The organism is Umezawaea tangerina (assembly GCF_003002815.1).
Lineage (GTDB): Bacteria > Actinomycetota > Actinomycetes > Mycobacteriales > Pseudonocardiaceae > Umezawaea > Umezawaea tangerina.
In genome coordinates this window covers 129659-147042 of the sequence record NZ_PVTF01000010.1, presented here as the reverse complement: position 1 = coordinate 147042, position 17384 = coordinate 129659, and the positions used below count along the sequence as shown (strand labels likewise).

The window sequence follows — 17384 nt, the reverse complement described above, 5'->3', positions numbered from 1 at the left end:
GGCCGTCCGGACCGCCTCCGGGCGATCCGGAGGGGCTGTTCGGCGCTCCTTCGAGGGCCCCGCCGAAGGCGTTCGACTACTCTCCCCGCTCGTGCCCAGCCTCACCGAAGCGGATCAGGTCGTGATCTCGACCCGACCTGTGCGCGTGCTGCTCGTCGAGGACGACGAAGGTGACGCCGTGCTGGTCGAAGCGCTCCTGGAGGAAGTGGACGCGCTGGTCGAGCTGACCCGTGCGCGCAGTCTCCAGGAGGCCGAGAAGCTCCTGCCGCACGCCGACTGCGTACTGCTCGACCTCGGGCTGCCGGACACCACCGGCCTGGACGGGCTGCGCAGGCTGCTCGCGCTCTCCTCCCCCGCCGCGATCCTCGTGCTGACCGGCCTCACCGACGAGCGCCAGGGCACCATGGCCGTCGCGGCCGGTGCCCAGGACTACCTGGTGAAGGACCAGGTCGACGGCGCGCTGCTGATGCGCGGCATCCGCTACGCCGTGGAGCGCAAGCACGCCGAGGAGACCACCCGCCAGCTGCGCGACGAGCAGCTGCACGCCGCCGAGAAGACCCGCCTGGAACGCGGCCTGCTGCCCTCGCCGATCATGCACGGCGAGGACCTGGCCCTGGAGACCCGCTACCGGCCCGGCGGCAGCCGGATGCTGCTGGGCGGCGACTTCTTCGACGCGGTGCGGCTGTCCGACGGCACCCTCCAGGTCATCATCGGCGACGTCTGCGGCCACGGCCCCGACGAGGCCGCGCTGGGCGTGTGCCTGCGCATCGCGTGGCGCGCGCTCGTGCTGGCCGAGCAGGAGCCGTGGAGGGTGCTGCGCACGCTGCACCAGATCCTGGTGCACGAACGCCACCAGCCCGGCCTGTTCACCACCGTGTGCATGCTGACCATCTCCCCGGACCGCCGCTGGGCGCGGGTGTACCTGGCGGGCCACCCGGAGCCGATGCTGCTGGTCGGCGACCGGGTCGTGGAGCTGCCCCGCGACCGCGCGGGCCTCCCGCTGGGCGTGCTGGCGGACAGCACTTGGAGCGGCCTGGACGTGCCGCTGCCGTCGGGCTGGTCCCTGATGCTCTACACCGACGGCCTGGTCGAGGGCCGGGTCGTCGGCGACCCGGAACGGCTCGGGTCGGAACGGCTCATCTCCCTGATCGAGGGCATGTCCGGCAGCGAGCCGGACTGGCCGCGCAGGCAGTCGTGGCTGCTCGACACGCTCATCTCCAAGGTGGAGGAGCTCAACGGCGGCGAGCTGGACGACGACATGGCCGTCCTGCTCCTCTCGGAAAGGACCCGATGACCACCCCGGACTACACGACGAGGTGGCCCGCCAAACGGCTGCTGTTCGCCTCCGTGGCGATCCTGATCCTCGTGTCGGGCGGGGCGGTGGGCGCCGTCGCGGTGTCGTTGTCCCAGCTCACCGACGCGCGGCTGCTCGTGCTGGAGCAGATCGGTCCGGCGCGGCGGCACGTCCAGGAGCTGTCGACGGCGTTCGTCAACCAGGAGACCGGCGTGCGGGGCTTCGCGCTCAGCGGCCGCGACGACTTCCTCGCGCCCTACCTGTCCGGCCAGGGCGACGAGCGGACCGCGCTCGACAACGCCCGCACCCGGATCGGGTCGACCTCGCCCGCCTACACCGAGGAGCTCGGCCGCATCGAGCAGTACGCGGTCGAGTGGCGCGGCGGCTACGCCGAGCCGCTGATCGCCCAGGTCCGCGCCCAGGGCCCCAGTGCCGCGGCGGCGTCGACCGACCAGGGCAAGCAGCTGTTCGACCGGCTGCGCGGCGCCACCGACGACCTGGAAGCCAGGATGGCCGTCGACGTCGACGCGGCCCGCGCCAAGCTCGACCGGGCCGCGAACATCGTCCTGTGGGTGGCGCTGAGCGTCGGCGTCCTGATGGTCGGGCTCATCGCGGTCGTCGCCTTCGTGCTCTACCGGATCCTCATCGCGCCGCTGGCCGGGCTGGCCGAGCAGGTGCGGGTCGTCGCGTCCGGCGACTTCGCCAAGCAGGTCGACGTGACCGGTCCGCGCGAGATCGTGATGCTCGGCCACGACATCGACGGCATGCGCCACCGGATCCTCGCCGACCTGGAGTCAGTCCAGGAGGCCCACCGGCGGCTGGACGCCCAGTCCACGGAGCTGCAGCGCTCCAACGCCGAGCTGGAGCAGTTCGCCTACGTCGCCTCGCACGACCTCCAGGAGCCCCTGCGCAAGGTCGCGAGCTTCTGCCAGCTGCTCGAACGCCGCTACGGCGGGCAGCTCGACGACCGCGCCGACCAGTACATCGGCTTCGCCGTCGACGGCGCCAAGCGCATGCAGGTGCTGATCAACGACCTGCTCGCGTTCTCACGGGTCGGCCGCATGGCCCGCGAGCACACCATCGTCGACCTCGGCGAGGTCGTCGGCCAGGTCGTGGCGTCGCTGTCCCCCGCCATCCAGGAGGCGGAGGCCACGATCGACGTGGCCGCGGACCTGCCGTCGGTGCGCGGCGAGGCGTCGCTGCTCGGCGGGGTGTTCCAGAACCTCATCGGCAACGCGCTGAAGTTCCACGGCACCGAGAAGCCGGAGGTGCGGCTGACCGTCGAGCGCACCGACGGGTTCTGGACGTTCACCTGCCGCGACAACGGCATCGGGATCGACTCCGAGTACGCCGAACGGATCTTCGTGATCTTCCAGCGGCTGCACCACAAGGACGCCTATCCCGGTACGGGGATCGGTCTCGCGATGTGTCGCAAGATCATCGAGTACCACGGTGGCACCATCTGGTTGGACACCGACCAGGACACCGGCACCACCTTCCGTTTCACCCTGCCCGTCGTCGAGGAATCCGAGCCCCCCCATGAGTGATGCACTGAGCGTGGTAGACGTCCTGCTGGTAGAGGACGACCCCGGCGACGCGTTGATGACGCAGGAGGCCTTCGAACACCACAAGATCCGCAACTCGCTGCACGTCGTCCGCGACGGCGTCGAGGCCCTCCAGTTCCTGCGCCGCGAGGGCGAACACGCCAACGCCCCCAGGCCCGGCCTCATCCTGCTCGACCTCAACCTGCCCAGGATGGACGGGCGCGAGGTGCTGGCCGAGGTGAAGGCCGACGAGCGGCTGCGGTCGATCCCGGTGGTCGTGCTGACCACGTCGGAGGCGGAGGAGGACATCCTGCGCAGCTACAACCTCCACGCCAACGCCTACGTCACCAAGCCGGTGGACTTCGACCGGTTCATCGAGGTCGTCCGGCAGATCGACGACTTCTTCGTGACCGTGGTGAAGTTGCCGCGCTGAGGGTGGTTTGACCTCGGACGGCGTCGGGTAGCTGATCTTCATGACCAACGCGTCCCGCAGCCCCCGAGGCAAGTTCGACACCCTCCGCCCCCCGGGCCGGTCGCGACGCGGCACGCCGTCGCAACCGGCCCCTCGGCGTTGAGGGGCTTTTTCACTGCTTGACGTGGACGCTGACCGCGTAGTTCCCACCCGCATAAGGCTCCCGGTCCCACGTGGCCCAGCGGTCCTCAAGGCGTAGCCCCGCAACCTCGCACCACCCGTCGTACTCGACCACCGAAGGCCAGTCCGGGCGGAGTTGGAAGCCCGCGACGAGACGGCCGCCGGGTGACAGGTGGGACGCGCAGGTGGCGACGGCCGTGGCGCGGACGTCCGGCGAGGCGTACGGGATGACGTTGCCGGCGAGGACGACGAGGTCGAAGAGTTCGTCGAGGGCCATGGACTCCAGGCCCGACTGCACCCAGCGCAGGTCAGGGGCTTTGCCGCGAGCCGCAGTGAGCATGGTCTGGTCGTGGTCGACGCCGACGACGTGGACGCCGCGGCCGGCCAGTTCGATGGCGACGCGGCCGGTGCCGCAGCCGCCGTCGAGGACGCTTCCCGGTGAGTACGACATGACCAAAGAGGCTTCGCCGTGCGGGTCGTGGCCGGCGGCGGCCATCCGGCGCCAGCGGTCGTCGTAGGTGGACACGTCGACGCGGTCGCGCCAGGCGGACCAGTCGGCGGGCAGGTCGGTCACGTGATCTTCAGCTCGGCGGTCAGCCGGGTGTCGCCGTAGTCGTGGCCGACCTCGACGACGTACGTCCCGGTCAACGTCCGCCACGCGCCGTCCTCCCAGCCCTGGACGGCCCGCTCCGGCACCTCGACCACCACCTCGACGGTCTCCCCCGCCTCCGCCGCGACCGAGGCGAAGCCCGCCAACCAGCGGGTCGGGCGGTCGGGTAGCGGGGTCTCGGGGACGAGGTAGACCTGGACGACCTCGCGGCCCGCGCGGGTGCCGGTGTTGCAGAGGCGGACGGTGACTGTGACGGTGGCGAGGTCGGTGACCTCGATCGACTCGTAGGACCAGGTGGTGTAGCCGAGGCCGTGGCCGAACCAGAAGGCGGGGCGGACGTCGCGGCCCTGCCAGGCGCGGTAGCCGATGAACAGGCCCTCGCGGTAGGTGAGCACGCCGTCCACGGGGTCGACGTCGAGCACCGGGGCGTCGTCTTCGCGCACCGGCCAGGTGGTGGGGAGGCGGCCCGCGGGCTCGGCGTCGCCGAAGAGGACGTCGGCCAGGGCGGCGCCCGCCTCCTGGCCGGGGAACCAGGTGAGCAGCACGGCGGCGACGTCGTCGAGCCAGGGCATCTCGACGGGCGACCCGGCGTTGACGACCACGACGGTGCGGGGGTTGGCGGCGGCGATGGCGAAGACCATGTCGTCCTGCCTGCCGGGCAACGCGAGCGAGCGGCGGTCGAAGCCCTCGGACTCGACCTCCTCGGTGGTGGCGACCACGACGACGGCCACCTGGGCGGACGCGGCGGCGACCACGGCGCGGCGGATGAGCTCGTCGTCGGAGGGGCCCGGCTCGGCGTGGCCGAGGGTGAGGCCGACGACGGTGCCGAGGCCGGGGCGGACCCAGACCTTGTGGCGCAGGGACACCAGCACGGGACCGGCGACCTCGGCGGTCACCTGCGTCTCGGGGTGCAGCAGGATGCCCGCGGCCGGGTCGTCGTCGTAGGCGACCTGCTTGTCGTCGAACAGGACCTCGCCGTCGACGGTGAGCACGAAGTCGCCGATGCCCGCCACGCCGAACCGGTGCTCGCCGAACACCAGCGGGCGGAACAGGGCGGTGACCTCGACGGTGTCCAGCAGCGAGCTGTCGAGCTCGACGGGCATCCTGCCGATCCAGCCGGTCCTGGCCTCGTCCAGCAGCACGCGCCCGAGCTCGGCGCCCGCCGCGTCGCGGAACACCATGCGCAGCCCGGTCTCGCCGGTCTCCGGGTCCGTCCACTCCGGACCGGACGCGGCGGGCAGCTTGGTGCGCGGGTCGACACCGGGCTCGTAGACGAGCTCGACGCCGCGGTCGCGCAGACCGTCCAAAGGGGACACGACGTGCGGCGGGAACACGTGGACGCTGCCGCCGCCGAGGATGCGGGCCTGTTCGGCCGCCATGCCGACCACGGCCAGGGTCGGGGACGCCAGCGGAAGCGTGCCGTCGTTGCGCAGCAGCACGAACGAGCGCTCCGCCACCTCCTTGGCCAGCGCGTCGCCGTCGACCTCGGGCGGCGGCTGCGCCACGACCGGGTCGACGCCGTCGAGCAGGCCGACGCGGCCCGCTAGGCGCAGCACGCGGCGGACCATGTCGTCCACGACGGACTCGGGGACCTCGCCGGAGCGGACGGCCTCGACGAGCTTGGCGCCGTAGGGGTTGCCGGGTCCGGGCATGGCGACGTCCAGACCGCCCAGCGCGGTTCCGGCGGTGGTCTTCGCGGCCGTCCAGTCGGAGACGACCACGCCGTCGAAGCCCCACTCGTCCTTGAGCAGACCGTTCTGCAGCAGGCCGTTCTCGGACATCGTGCGCCCGTTGACGCCGTTGTACGCGGACATGACCGCCCAGCCGCCCGCGCGCACGACCGCCTCGAACGGGGCGAGGTAGAGCTCGCGGAGGGTGCGGTCGTCGACGGCGGCGTCGAGGACGAAGCGGGCGGTCTCGGAGTCGTTGGCGACGAAGTGCTTGACGGTCGCGCCGACACCGCCGTCCTGCACGCCGAGCACGTAGCCGACGCCGATCCCCGCGGTCAGCAGCGGGTCCTCGGAGTAGCACTCGAAGTGCCTGCCGCCCAACGGGGTTCGGTGCAGGTTCACGGTCGGCGCGAGCAGCAGGTGCACGCCCTTGCGGCGGGCCTCCTGGGCCAGCAGGGTGCCGACCCTCCTGGCCAGCGCCGGGTCCCAGGTCGCGGCGAGCGCGGTGGGGCTCGGGAGCACGACCGCCGGGTCGTCGGGCGTCCACTCGGTGCCGCGGACGCCGATGGGTCCGTCCGACATGACCAGCGAGCGCAGGCCGATGTGCGGGACCTCCGGCAGCGACCACACGTCCTGGCCCGCGAGCAAGCCGACCTTGGTCTCGAGGTCGAGCGCGGCCAGTGCGGTGTCGATCGGGCTCATCGTCCTCCTACCGAGCGGGCGGTCGGTTCGTGACCGGCACGTTACCCGGCGCCCGCGGTCAGCGGTACCGGGACCGCGGTGGCCAGCAGGGCCTCGACCGGCGCCGGGTCCACGGCCACCGACCGGACCAGCCGGGTGGCGTAGTCGCGGAAGCAGGCGACCATGTCGACCCGTTCAGGGCGCAGCAGCCACTGCAGCTGCAGGCCGTCCATCACGGCGACGACCTCGCGGGCCAGCGCCGCGCAGTCGGTGTCCGGGCGCACGGTTCCCCGTGCCACGCCGTGGCGCAGACCGTCCTCGACGGACCCCGTGACGCGCTCGTAGCGGTCGGTGAACCAGGTCCGCGCCGGGTGGTCGTCGGTCACGCTCTCGCCGGACAGCGCGGTGTAGATCTGCACCAGGCCGCCGAGCCTGCGGTTGCGGTCGACCAGCCGCAGCAGGCTGACCAGCAGCCGGGGCCCGGACAACCCGTCGGGGTCCAGCTCGGCCAGCCACTCGCGGTCGAGCCGGTCGCGGGCCTCCAGCACGGCCGTGAGCAGGTGCCGCTTGGTCGGGAAGTGGTGCAGCAGCCCGGTCTGGCTGATGCCGACCTGCTCCGCGATGCCCGCCAACGACGCACGGTGGTAGCCGTGGTCGGCGAACACCACCATCGCCGCGTACAGGATCTGCTCGCGGCGCGCGTCCCCCCGTGTCACCATCAGCCGAGGGTAGCGCTGTAGTGCACGACTCCGTCCACAGTGGACGCGGCGAGTCGCCCGTCGCGCACCAGCACGTCCAGGTGCGCCGACGTCTCACCCGTCGCCAGCACCTGATTGAACAGGTTCAGCTCGTCGAACCGGCGCTGCCTGCGGGTCCAGCCCAGCCTGCGCGCGGTCTCGTACGCGGTGGCCGTGCCGCCCGCCACGGACGCCGCGGTCGCCTCCAGCCGCTCCTCGTGGTGGCGCAGCAGCTCGTCCACGCGCCGGTGGACGCTGTCGGTCACCGGGCCGTGCGCGGGCAGCAGGCGCAGGTCGGGGTGCTCGCGCATCAGCCGCAACGAGTCCAGGTAGTCGCCCAGCGGCAGCTCGGGCCGCGAGGGCTCGAAGCCGATCGACGGGGTGATGTGCGGCAGCACGTGGTCGCCCGCGAACAGCAGCGACGACGCGGTGTCCACGAACACCACGTGGCCGGCGGTGTGGCCTGGCGTGGGCACGGTCTTGAGCACGCGCTTGTCGAGGTCCACGACGCTCGCGCCGGTGAGCCACTCATCGGGCAGCTCGTAGGCCGCCACGGACTTGCGCTCCAGCGGCACCGCCGCCTTCCGCCAGCGCTCGGCCAGGTCGGTCGCGCCCCAGCCGAGCAGGTTGGACAGCTGCGCGTCGGCCCGGCCGCCGAGGATGCGCTCCAGCGACGGCTGCTCGCCGACGCCCAGCGCGATCCGCGTGCCGAACCGCCTGCGCAGCGCCACGGCGAGCGTGTAGTGGTCGCGGTGCATGTGCGTGACGAGGAACCGGCGGATGTCGGCGAACCCGTACCCGAGGGTGTCGAGGGCGGCCTCCAGCCGGTCGGTGGCCTCGTCCAGCGCCCACCCCGCGTCGATCATGACGACGCCGTCGCCGTCCTCGATCGCGTAAACGTTCACCGTGTGCAGGCCGTCGTTCGGCAGCGGCAGCGGGATCCGGTGCACGCCCGGCGCTACCTCGAAGACACCTGGCTCAGTCCAGTCCGTCATGGCTACCGGAAGGTAGCATGCCGCTACAGGGCGAACTCCGCTCGACGGTCCGGGGGCACGAGGTCGAGGTAGTCGGGGTGCTTGCCGATGTAGCCGCGCACGAACGGGCAGGCGGGCAGCACGGCGGTCCCGGCGTGGCGGGCGTCGTCGAGGACGTGCCGGACCAACGTGGACCCCAGCCCCTTCCCGCCGAACGCCTCGTCGATCACGGTGTGCGTGAACGTGATCGTGCCCTCGCCGCGCTCGTACTGGGCGTAGCCGGCGAGCGCGCCGTCGTGCACGACCTCGTAGCGGTGCAGCTGCACGTTGTCCACCACGGTTGTCATCAGTCGACCTCCACACTCGTCGCGGGCCACTCGCCCGCGCGGCCTGGGCACGCGGCCCGTCCTCGTCCGGGTCGACGGTGTGACGGTGGTCATCCCCGGTGACCGGGAGGACCACGGTAGTCCGGCGGGGCAGGATGGCGCGATGGATGTCTACCTGCTGATCCTCGGCGACCACCTCCCGGACCCCGCGACCGGTGTCGTCGTCAGCGAGGCGACCCGGTTGCAGGCCGTGGTCGAACAGGCCGTGGTGGCCGAGGAGGCGGGCTTCACCGGCGTCGCGATCGGCGAGCACCACTTCACCCGCTACATCGTGTCCGCGCCGGAGCTGCTGCTCGCCACGATCGCGGCCCGCACGTCCACGCTGCGGCTGTCCACCGGCGTCACCCTGCTCGCCCACCGCGACCCGGTGCTGGTGGCCGAGGAGCTGGCGACGCTGGACGTGCTGTCGCTCGGGCGGGCGGAGCTGGTCGTGGCGCGCGGGGTGTCGCCGCGCACCGACGCCGTGTTCGGCGTGCGGTCGGACGACCTGCGGGCGCGGTTCGACGAGAACCTGCGGCTGCTGCTGCGGCTGCTGGAGGAGCCGGACGTCACGTGGGAGGGGCGGTTCCGGCCGCCGCTGGCGGGGGTGACGACCACGCCCCGGCCGTTGCAGCGGCCGCACCCGCCGGTGTGGATCGGGAGCGGGTCGGCGGTGTCGGCGGACCTCGGCGCGGAGCTGGGGATGCCGCTGATGCTGCCCAGCACGCTGCGGGATCCGGCGACCCACCTGGAGGTGGTGGAGCGGTACCGGGCCGCGATGGGCGCGAAGGGCCGGATCGCGCTGCCCAGCCACGTGTTCGTGGCGGACGACGCCGTCCGGGCCCGTCGGCGGTGGCGGCCGTACCTGGACGGGTACGCGCGGTTCGCCGACCCGTGGCGGGGCGACGGGGACGTGGACGTCGACCTGCTGATGGACGGGGCCGCCGTGTGCGGGGACCCCGCCGAGGTGGCGGGGCGGCTGAACGAGCTGGCGCGGACGCTGGACCTGGACGCGCACCTGGTGATGGTGGACGTCGGCGGGCTGCCGCAGGAGGACGTGCTGGGGGCGATCAGGCTGTTCGGCGCGGAGGTCCTACCGCTGCTCAAGCGGTAGGATCTCCGTCCCTCACCCGCCCGTGGCGGCTCGGGGGCGCAGGCCGTGCAGCGACGCGGGCAGCGGCGCGGTGTGCAGGACGCCGAGCCGCTGGGTGGCGCGGGTCAGGGCCACGTAGCGCTCGCCCGCGGCCATCAGGTGGGGTTCGAGCACCAGGACGGTGTCGAACTCCAGGCCCTTGGCCTCGCGCGGGGTGATCACCGGGCCGGGCAGGTCGGTGACGGACTCCGGGGCGATCACCGCGACCGTCCCCCCGTGCCGGAGCGCGAGCTCGGCGGCCACGGCCCCGCGCAGGTCGGCGACCTCGGCCGCCCACGGTGCGATGCCGTTGCGGCGCACGGACCTCGGGACGGTCGCGGTCGGGTCGACCTCGGCCAGCACCGCGGCCGCCACGTCCATGACCTCCGCCGGGGTGCGGTAGTTCAGGGTCAGCTCGCGGTAGGCCCAGCGGGATCCCGCGTAGCGGTCCAGCACGTCCGACCAGCCGCGGGCACCGGCGGCGGACTGGCGCTGCGACAGGTCGCCCACGATCGTCATGGACTTGCTGGGGCAGCGCCGGAACAGCAGCCGCCAGTCCATTTCGGACAGCTCCTGGGCCTCGTCCACCACGACGTGGCCGTAGGTCCACTCGCGGTCGGCGGCCGCGCGCTCGGCTAGGTAGCGGTGGTCGCGCTCCTCGTGCCGCTCGGCCAGGTGCTCGGCGTCGATCAGGTCCACCGCGCGCAGCAGGTCGGGGTCCATCGTGGGATCGGTGTCCAGGATCTCCAGCACGCCCTGCGCGTACTCCTGGCCCGCCTTCTCCTCCTTGGGCTTCAGGGCGTGCTCGCCCAGCAGCTCGGCGGCCTCGTCGAGCAGCGGGACGTCGGACACCGTCCACGCCCGGCCGACCTCGCGGTGGAACTCCGGGACACCCAGCTCCGCGCAGCGGTCCGGGGACTCGTAGAGCTCGGCCAGCAACCTGCGCGGGGTGAGGGCGGGCCACAGCACGTCGACGGCGGCGCGCAGCTCGCGGTGGGCGTACAGCTCCCGGCGCACGTCCGCGGCCACGCCGTCCCACGGCTCGTCGATCTCGGCCAGCGCCACGTCCAGCAGCACGTCCACCAGCGCCTCGTGGAAGACGACGCGGGTGTGGTTGTGCAGCAGCCCGGCCTGCCGGGCGCGGGTGCGGGCCACTTCGGCGACGGCGGCGTCGAGGTGGACGACGCAGTGCTCCAGCTCGATCGGGACGGGCTCGGCGGGCAGCTCCTGGCGCTGCGCGACGGCGGCGGCGAGCAGGTCCAGGATCCCGAGACCGCCCTTGCGGCGCTGGACCTCCGGGACGTCCTCGCGGACGGTGCGGAGCCGGGGCATGAGGTCGCCGGGCGAGGCGAACACGACGTCGGTCTCCCCCAGCGACGGCAGCACGTTGCCGATGTAGCGGAGGAACCCGGAGTTCGGGCCCACGACCAGCACGCCCCGCTTGGCCAGGCGTTCGCGCTGGGTGTAGAGCAGGTAGGCGACGCGGTGCAGCGCGACGGCGGTCTTGCCGGTGCCGGGACCGCCCTCCACGACCAGGACGCCGGGGTGGTCGAAGCGGATGATCTCGTCCTGCTCGACCTGGATCGTGGCGACGATGTCGCGCATGACCTCCTCGCGCGGCGCGTCCAGCGCGGCCGTCAGCGCGACGCCGTCCAACCGCAGCTCGTCGTCGTGGAAGTCCTGCAAGCGGCGGCCGCGGGTGTGGAAGTGCCGCCTCCTGGTCAGTCCTTCGGGGACGGCGGCGGTCGCCACGTAGAACGGGCGGGCGGCGGGGGCGCGCCAGTCCGTGAGCAGGGGCTCGTACTCGTCCTGCTCGTCGAACAGCCCCACCCGGCCGATGTAGGTGCGGGTGCCGTCGACGTGGTCGGTGCGGCCGAAGCAGAGCCCGTCGTCGGCGACCCTCAGCCTGCTGAGCTGGTCGGACAGCGTCCGCACGGACACCTCGCGCTGCCAGCGCTGGGCGGTCGTGTCGCCCAGGGCCTCCTCCAGCGCGCGCAGTGCGACGGCCCGCTGGGCGTCGAGCTTGCGGTACAGGAATGCGACGCGTTCACGTTCCGCGAGCAATTCCTCCATGTGGTGGCCTGTCCTTTCGCGGTGCTACAATAGATGCAGAATCGGCGGAACCAATTCCTTGGTGCCGATCTTTCATTCTCACCCCTTTGTCAAATCGACCCCGGAATTCATTGTCGTTTTTCCCCGCGCGCGCGAAAACGCCCCGGTGGGCACCGGGGCGCGGGGGACGCGGTGGGGTCAGCTCTCGGGGACGGGGCAGGACCCGGAGACCGAGCCGAGGCTGTTGATCTCGGCGTTGCTCCGGTGGTCGCCCGCGTAGTCGATCTGGTCCGTGCACTTCACGCCCTCGGTGTACGGGCGGGGCACGGGGCAGGTGCCGGTGGCGAAGCCCACGCTGTTGATCTCCGCGGCGCTGCGCGCGTCACCGGCGTAGTCCGCCTGGTCGGTGCACTTGACGTTGGAGAACCCGCTGCCGGGCGTCGGGGAGGCGGTGGCCGAACCCGTCACCGCGAAGACGGTGCCCGCGCCCGCGGCGCACAGCGCTGTCACGACCAGTGCACGACGCATGTTCATGAGCCCCCTGTACCTCCGGCCGCACGCCGGTAAACGCTCTGACCAGTCGAGACACCGGGAAGTGATCGCGGTCGCACCGGGGCAACCCACCACCCCACCGGTCGCCGGGCGGCACCGTCAACCCCCGGTCGGTCGGGAACACCGAGCGTGAAAGCGCTGTCTTGGTTGGCCATTCCCTTTCACCCCAATGGGTGCGACGGGAGAATTGGTATGGACATCTAGGGTCGGGAGGGTGTCCACACGGCGGCAGTTCATGAAGTTGGGCCTCGCGGCAGCGGCCACTCCCCTTCTCCCGACGGGCTTCCCGCGAGCCGAGGCCGAGGTCGACGCGGCGGCGGGCATCCAGCCGTTCGCGTCCTACTGGCACCCGAACACCCTGCTGGCCTGGGACCCGGCCACCGACCCCGACGCCCGGTTCAACCGGGCGAGCGTCCCGCTCGCGCCGAGGGCGGTGCCCGCGCGTCCCGCCAACGCGCACGCGCACCCCGGCGAGGCGAAGGTGCAGCCGCTGGTGGCGTACGCGCCGACCAGCGGGAACCCGGCGCAGGGCGCGCTGGAAATCAACTACTACGCCACCAACTACTGGCAGTACATGGACACCCTGGTCTTCTGGGGCGGCTCGGCGTCGGAGGGGCTGATCCTGGCGCCGAACCCGACCGTCACCGACGCCGCGCACCGCAACGGCGTCAAGGTGGTCGGCAACGTGTTCCTGCCGCCCACCGCGTACGGCGGCCGGATCCAGTGGGTGCGCGACTTCGTGCAGCGCGACGGGGACCGGTTCCCGGTGGCGGACAAGATGGTCGAGGTCGCCCGGCACCACGGGTTCGACGGGTGGTTCGTCAACCAGGAGACGGCGGGCGGTGACGCGGCGCTGGCCGCGGCGATGCGCGACATGGTCGCCCAGCTGCGGGCCAGTGGGCTGCACGTCATCTGGTACGACGCCATGACCCGCACCGGCGGCGTCAGCTGGCAGAACGCCCTGACCGCGAGCAACCAGATGTTCCTGCAGGACGGCGCTACCCGCGTGAGCGACCAGATGTTCCTCAACTTCTGGTGGAGCGGCTCGGGTCTGGCGGGCTCCGCCGCGCTCGCCCGGTCGCTGGGCCGCAGCCCGTACGAGCTGTTCTCCGGGGTCGACGTCGAGTCCAACGGCTACAACACCGCGGTCGGCTGGTCGTCGGTGTTCCCGGAGGACCAGCCGCACGTGACCTCGCTCGGCTTCTACCGTCCGGAGTGGACGTTCAAGAGCTCGACGGGTCCGGCGGACTTCTACGCGCGGGACAACAGGTTCTGGGTCGGTCCGAACGGCGACCCGGCGAACACCACGTCCACCGCGAGCTGGAAGGGCGTCGCGCACTACGTCACCGAGCTGACGCCGATCACCTCGCTGCCGTTCGTCACGAACTTCGACACCGGTCACGGGCGGCTGTTCGCGGTCGACGGGCAGGTCGTGAGCACGAGCCCGTGGCACAACCTGAGCCTGCAGGACGTGCTGCCGACCTGGCGCTGGAGCGTCGGCTCGACCGGCACGAAGGTCGTGCCCGGCCTGGACTGGGACAGGGCCTGGGACGGCGGCACGTCGCTCAAGGTCACCGGGACCCCGAGCGCGGACAACGACATCCGGCTGTTCGCCACCGAGCTCGCCCTGGGCGGCGCGGCGAGCCTGGAGCTGGTCTACGACTCCGGTGCCGCGGGCCCGTCCCGGCTGCTGGTCGGCCTCCAGTTCGCCGACGCGCCGGACACCACCGAGCTCCTGGACGTCGGCGACTCGGCGGGAGGCTGGCAGCGCGCGGTGTTCGCGCTCGACGCCCACGCCGACCGCGTGCTGGTCGGGATCTCCTTGCGGGTCACGGCGGGTGGCGCGTTCACCGGGTACGTCGGCAGGCTCGGCGTGCACGAGACCGCCACGCCCGCGGAGATCGCCGCGCCGGGGCCGGTCACCGTCGAGCAGGTGGCGCGGAGCAGCACCACCACGGCGGCCGTGCGGCTCGGCTGGGTCCGGTCGCCCGACGCGGTGCGCCAGTACCGGGTGTTCAAGCGCGACGCGGACGGCACGCGGACCTTCCTGGGCGGCACCCCCAACGACGCCTACTTCGTCCCCGCCGTGGCCAAGGCCGAGGGCGAGGAGGTGACCCTGGAGGTGGTCGCCGTCAGCGAGGCCTTCGCGGTGTCGACGGCGAGCGAAGTCGTCGTCTCCTAGGACCTCACAGCGCCGTGAGGGACTCGGCGGCCGGGACCCGCTGCCGCTTGAGCGGCACGACCAGCGGTGTCCCGGTCTCCGGGTCCGGCACCACCCGGCACGGCAGGCCGAACACGTCCTCGACCAGCTCCGCCGTCACGATCTCCGACGGGTCGCCTTGCGCGACGATGCCCTGGCCGGGCTTCATCGCGATCAGGTGGGTGGCGTAGCGGCAGGCCTGGTTGAGGTCGTGCAGCACGGCCACGAGCGTGTGGCCGCCCTCCTCGTGCAGGTCCGCGCACAGGTCGAGCACCTCGACCTGGTGGGCGATGTCGAGGAACGTCGTCGGCTCGTCCAGCAGCAGGATGGTCGTCTCCTGCGCCAGCACCATCGCGAGCCACACCCGTTGCCGCTGGCCGCCGGACAGCTCGTCGAGCATCCGGTCGGACAGCTCCAGCACGTTGGTCAGCCGCATCGCGTCGGTGACGACGGCCTCGTCCTGCGCGGACCACTGCTTGAGCAGCCGCTGGTGCGGGTAGCGGCCGCGGGCGACCAGCTCGCCGACGGTGATGCCGCCGGGCGCGATCGAGGTCTGCGGCAGCAGGCCGAGCCTGCGCGCGACCTCCTTGGACTTGTAGGAGGAGATGGCCTCGCCGTCCAGGTACACCGCGCCCGCGCGCGGCTTCAGCATGCGCGCCAACGCCTTGAGCAACGTCGACTTGCCGCACGCGTTCGGCCCGACGATGACCGTGAACGAGCCGTCGGGGATCACGACGCCGAGCCCCTCGGCGACGGTGCGCTGGTCGTAGGCCAGCGTCAGGTCCTCCGCACGCAGTCTCGTCATCGTGCGACACCCCTTCGCCATTCGTGCGCCAGCAGCCAGATCAGGTACAGCCCGCCGAGGGCACCGGTCGCGATGCCGACCGGGAGCTGGGCGGGCGAGAACAGGCGTTGCACCGCGAGGTCGCCCGCGGTCAGCAGCAGCGCGCCCATCAGGGCGGCCGGGACCAGCCCGGCGCCCGAGGACCCGGTGAGCCTGCGGGCGAGCTGCGGTGCGGCCAGCGCGAGGAACGACACCGGTCCGGCGGCCGCGGTCGCCACGGCCGCCAGCCCGACGCTGATCGCGATCAGCGCGAGCCGGGTGCGCTCGGAGTCGACGCCCAGGCCCTTGGCCGTGCTGTCGCCCATCTCCATCAGCGCCAGCCGTCGGCCGAAGTACAGGGCCAGCGGCAGCAGCACCGCGGCGGCGGCCCCGACGACCTGCGCGTGCTCCCAGCCCCGGCCGTTGAGCCCGCCGACCTGCCACGCCTGCGCGGCGATCGCGTCCGACAGCGACGCGCGGGTGATCAGGTACTTGTTGAGCGACAGCATGACGAAGCTGACGCCGATGCCGATCAGGATCAGCCGGAACCCCTGCACGCCCTGCTTGAACGCCAGCACGTAGACCACCGCCGAGGTCGCCACGCCGCCGACCACCGCGCCCGCGCCGATCTGGACCATGCTGCCGTCGGCGAGCACGATCACCAGGATCGCGCCGGTAGCGGACCCCTGCACGAACCCGATGATGTCCGGGCTGGCCAACGGGTTGCCGGACAGGCTCTGCAGGATCGCGCCGCTGACCGCGAGGGCGGCGCCGACCAGCAGGCCGGTCACCAGCCGGGGCAGCCGCAGCGTGAGCACGATGAAGTCGGACGCCCCGTCACCCTGGCCCAGCAGGGCTTTGACGACCTCGGGGACGGTCAGCTCGAAGTCGCCGGTGGTCAGCGTGACCAGCCCGACGCCCACGACGACGGCCAGCAGCGCCAGGCACACCACGACCGCGCGCTCGGCCACCCGGAAGGACACGTGGGCCGTGCGGACGACCCGACCCCGGACGGCCGCGCGCTCGCGCGCCGGGGCGCTCACAGCTGCGCCAGCTTCCGGCGGCGGCACAGGGCGATGAACACCGGCGCGCCGAGGAACGCCGTCACGATGCCGACCTGGAGCTCGGCGGGCGCGATGACGACCCGCCCGACCACGTCCGAGCCGATCAGCAGGATCGGGGCCAGCACCAGCGAGTACGGCAGCACCCACCGCTGGTCGGAGCCCGCGATCATCCGCGCCACGTGCGGGATCGTCAGGCCGATGAACGCGATCGGCCCCGCGGCGGCCGTGGCGGCGCCGCAGAGCAGCGTGACCGCGAGCGCGCCGAGCGCGCGGGTGCGGCCCAGGTTCGCGCCGAGCGCCTTGCCCGTCTGGTCGCCCAGTGCCAGGACGTTGAGCGAACGGGCCAGGCCGAGGGCGAGGGCGACGCCGACCAGGATGAACGGCGCGACCTGCGCGACCGCGTCCATCTTGCGGCCCGCCAGCGCGCCGACGTCCCAGAAGCGGAAGGAGTTGAACGCCTGCGTGTCGAGCACCAGCACGGCCGACACGAACGCGACCAGCACGGCCGTGATCGCGGCACCGGCCAGCACCAGCCGTTCCGGTGTGGCGGCGGAACGACCGGACGAGCCCAGCACGTAGACGAGGACGGACGCGGCGGCCGCGCCCGCGAAGGCGAACCAGATGTAGCCGGTGACCGTGGAGACGCCGGTGAAGGCGATGGCGACGACCACGGCCGTCGCGGCGCCCATCTCGACGCCGAGCAGGCCGGGGTCGGCCAGCGGGTTGCGGGTCAGCGCCTGCATGAGCGCACCCGCCAGGCCGAGCGCGCCGCCCACCAGCAATCCCATCAGGCCGCGCGGGACCCGCAGGTCGTGGATGATCACGGCCTCGGTCGAGCCGTCGTTGTGCAGCAGCACGTGCCAGGTGGACGCGAACGGGATGTCGCGCGAGCCGACCCACAGGCTCAGCACGAACACCAGGACCAGCACGCCGATGGCGACCACCAGCCCGACCGCGCGCACCGCGTGGCCCGTGCCGCCACGTGGTCGCGCCTGCACCGCGGTGTCCACCGCATCTCCCCTGTGTCGAAGCCGACCCCCTGGACGTCCGCCAGATTAGCGTAGCCTTACCTACCGTTACGTCCGCTGTCCAAC

General features: G+C 72.4%; 15 protein-coding genes. 5 read left to right on the top strand and 10 right to left on the bottom strand.

All coding sequences use genetic code 11. The features are described 5' to 3' along the window. Positions 1-91: 91 nt before the first annotated feature. Genes CLV43_RS31205 through CLV43_RS31195 form a run of 3 tightly spaced genes read left to right on the top strand, consistent with a single transcriptional unit; the run spans position 92 to position 3271 of the window. On the top strand, positions 92-1294 hold the full coding sequence (locus CLV43_RS31205) for a PP2C family protein-serine/threonine phosphatase (protein WP_245887123.1): 1203 nt from the start codon (positions 92-94) through the stop codon (positions 1292-1294). Continuing rightward, entirely contained in the window at positions 1291-2841 is a 1551-nt protein-coding gene (locus CLV43_RS31200) for a sensor histidine kinase (RefSeq protein ID WP_106191609.1), read from the top strand. Before CLV43_RS31205 ends, CLV43_RS31200 begins: the two co-directional genes overlap by 4 nt. Continuing rightward, entirely contained in the window at positions 2834-3271 is a 438-nt protein-coding gene (locus CLV43_RS31195; RefSeq protein ID WP_106191608.1) for a response regulator, read from the top strand. The genes CLV43_RS31200 and CLV43_RS31195 overlap by 8 nt, the downstream gene beginning before the upstream one ends. Before the next feature lie 151 nt (positions 3272-3422). On the opposite strand, the gene CLV43_RS31190 is transcribed toward CLV43_RS31195, so the two are convergent. The 5 genes from CLV43_RS31190 to CLV43_RS31170 are packed head-to-tail and all read right to left on the bottom strand — an operon-like array spanning position 3423 to position 8449. Further along, entirely contained in the window at positions 3423-4004 is a 582-nt protein-coding gene (locus tag CLV43_RS31190) for a class I SAM-dependent methyltransferase (protein ID WP_245887122.1), read from the bottom strand. After that, the gene (locus CLV43_RS31185) at positions 4001-6412 is read right to left on the bottom strand and encodes a glycoside hydrolase family 3 protein (protein WP_106191607.1); all 2412 of its coding nucleotides are present in this window, start codon (positions 6410-6412) and stop codon (positions 4001-4003) included. The genes CLV43_RS31190 and CLV43_RS31185 overlap by 4 nt, the downstream gene beginning before the upstream one ends. Positions 6413-6453: 41 nt before the next feature. Next, on the bottom strand, positions 6454-7110 hold the full coding sequence (locus CLV43_RS31180) for a TetR/AcrR family transcriptional regulator (RefSeq protein ID WP_106191605.1): 657 nt from the start codon (positions 7108-7110) through the stop codon (positions 6454-6456). Further along, positions 7110-8123 carry an MBL fold metallo-hydrolase gene (locus CLV43_RS31175; protein ID WP_106191604.1) on the bottom strand — a complete coding sequence of 338 codons (1014 nt, stop codon included), beginning with the start codon at positions 8121-8123 and terminating at the stop codon, positions 7110-7112. Before CLV43_RS31175 ends, CLV43_RS31180 begins: the two co-directional genes overlap by 1 nt. A gap of 23 nt (positions 8124-8146) precedes the next feature. Next, entirely contained in the window at positions 8147-8449 is a 303-nt protein-coding gene (locus CLV43_RS31170; RefSeq protein ID WP_106191602.1) for a GNAT family N-acetyltransferase, read from the bottom strand. A gap of 142 nt (positions 8450-8591) precedes the next feature. On the opposite strand from CLV43_RS31170, the gene CLV43_RS31165 reads away from it, so the two are divergent. Beyond that, positions 8592-9581, top strand: coding sequence for an LLM class flavin-dependent oxidoreductase (locus tag CLV43_RS31165; RefSeq protein WP_106191600.1), 990 nt, complete (start codon positions 8592-8594; stop codon positions 9579-9581). Positions 9582-9593: 12 nt separating this feature from the next. On the opposite strand, the gene CLV43_RS31160 is transcribed toward CLV43_RS31165, so the two are convergent. Together CLV43_RS31160 and CLV43_RS31155 are read right to left on the bottom strand one after the other, a co-directional pair. Next, positions 9594-11672, bottom strand: coding sequence for a helicase domain-containing protein (locus CLV43_RS31160; RefSeq protein ID WP_106191599.1), 2079 nt, complete (start codon positions 11670-11672; stop codon positions 9594-9596). A gap of 177 nt (positions 11673-11849) precedes the next feature. Next, a complete protein-coding gene (locus tag CLV43_RS31155) occupies positions 11850-12185 on the bottom strand; it encodes a hypothetical protein (RefSeq protein WP_106191597.1) in 336 nt (111 codons plus the stop codon). Between the two features lie 232 nt (positions 12186-12417). Here CLV43_RS31155 and CLV43_RS31150 point away from each other — a divergent pair, with 232 nt between their 5' ends. After that, positions 12418-14385: an endo-beta-N-acetylglucosaminidase gene (locus CLV43_RS31150; RefSeq protein WP_170156095.1), complete on the top strand. Its 1968-nt coding sequence runs from the start codon at positions 12418-12420 to the stop codon at positions 14383-14385. Between the two features lie 4 nt (positions 14386-14389). Here the strand turns inward: CLV43_RS31150 and CLV43_RS31145 are convergent, their stop codons facing one another. The 3 genes from CLV43_RS31145 to CLV43_RS31135 are packed head-to-tail and all read right to left on the bottom strand — an operon-like array spanning position 14390 to position 17300. After that, positions 14390-15208 (bottom strand): ABC transporter ATP-binding protein, encoded by an 819-nt coding sequence (locus CLV43_RS31145; RefSeq protein WP_106191593.1) that lies wholly within the window; start codon positions 15206-15208, stop codon positions 14390-14392. Then, positions 15205-16269 carry a FecCD family ABC transporter permease gene (locus tag CLV43_RS31140; RefSeq protein WP_211304637.1) on the bottom strand — a complete coding sequence of 355 codons (1065 nt, stop codon included), beginning with the start codon at positions 16267-16269 and terminating at the stop codon, positions 15205-15207. Before CLV43_RS31140 ends, CLV43_RS31145 begins: the two co-directional genes overlap by 4 nt. Continuing rightward, on the bottom strand, positions 16266-17300 hold the full coding sequence (locus CLV43_RS31135) for a FecCD family ABC transporter permease (protein WP_106191590.1): 1035 nt from the start codon (positions 17298-17300) through the stop codon (positions 16266-16268). The genes CLV43_RS31140 and CLV43_RS31135 overlap by 4 nt, the downstream gene beginning before the upstream one ends. Positions 17301-17384 lie beyond the last annotated feature (84 nt).

What these genes read in the sequence shown, in the direction of transcription:
- CLV43_RS31195 (WP_106191608.1), top strand. Translation starts at nt 2,834, where the DNA reads ATGAGTGATGCACTGAGCGTGGTAGACGTCCTGCTGGTAGAGGACGAC.
- CLV43_RS31170 (WP_106191602.1), bottom strand. Translation starts at nt 8,449, where the DNA reads ATGACAACCGTGGTGGACAACGTGCAGCTGCACCGCTACGAGGTCGTG.
- CLV43_RS31145 (WP_106191593.1), bottom strand. Translation starts at nt 15,208, where the DNA reads ATGACGAGACTGCGTGCGGAGGACCTGACGCTGGCCTACGACCAGCGC.
- CLV43_RS31180 (WP_106191605.1), bottom strand. Translation starts at nt 7,110, where the DNA reads ATGGTGACACGGGGGGACGCGCGCCGCGAGCAGATCCTGTACGCGGCG.
- CLV43_RS31160 (WP_106191599.1), bottom strand. Translation starts at nt 11,672, where the DNA reads ATGGAGGAATTGCTCGCGGAACGTGAACGCGTCGCATTCCTGTACCGC.
- CLV43_RS31185 (WP_106191607.1), bottom strand. Translation starts at nt 6,412, where the DNA reads ATGAGCCCGATCGACACCGCACTGGCCGCGCTCGACCTCGAGACCAAG.
- CLV43_RS31200 (WP_106191609.1), top strand. Translation starts at nt 1,291, where the DNA reads ATGACCACCCCGGACTACACGACGAGGTGGCCCGCCAAACGGCTGCTG.
- CLV43_RS31165 (WP_106191600.1), top strand. Translation starts at nt 8,592, where the DNA reads ATGGATGTCTACCTGCTGATCCTCGGCGACCACCTCCCGGACCCCGCG.
- CLV43_RS31155 (WP_106191597.1), bottom strand. Translation starts at nt 12,185, where the DNA reads ATGAACATGCGTCGTGCACTGGTCGTGACAGCGCTGTGCGCCGCGGGC.
- CLV43_RS31175 (WP_106191604.1), bottom strand. Translation starts at nt 8,123, where the DNA reads ATGACGGACTGGACTGAGCCAGGTGTCTTCGAGGTAGCGCCGGGCGTG.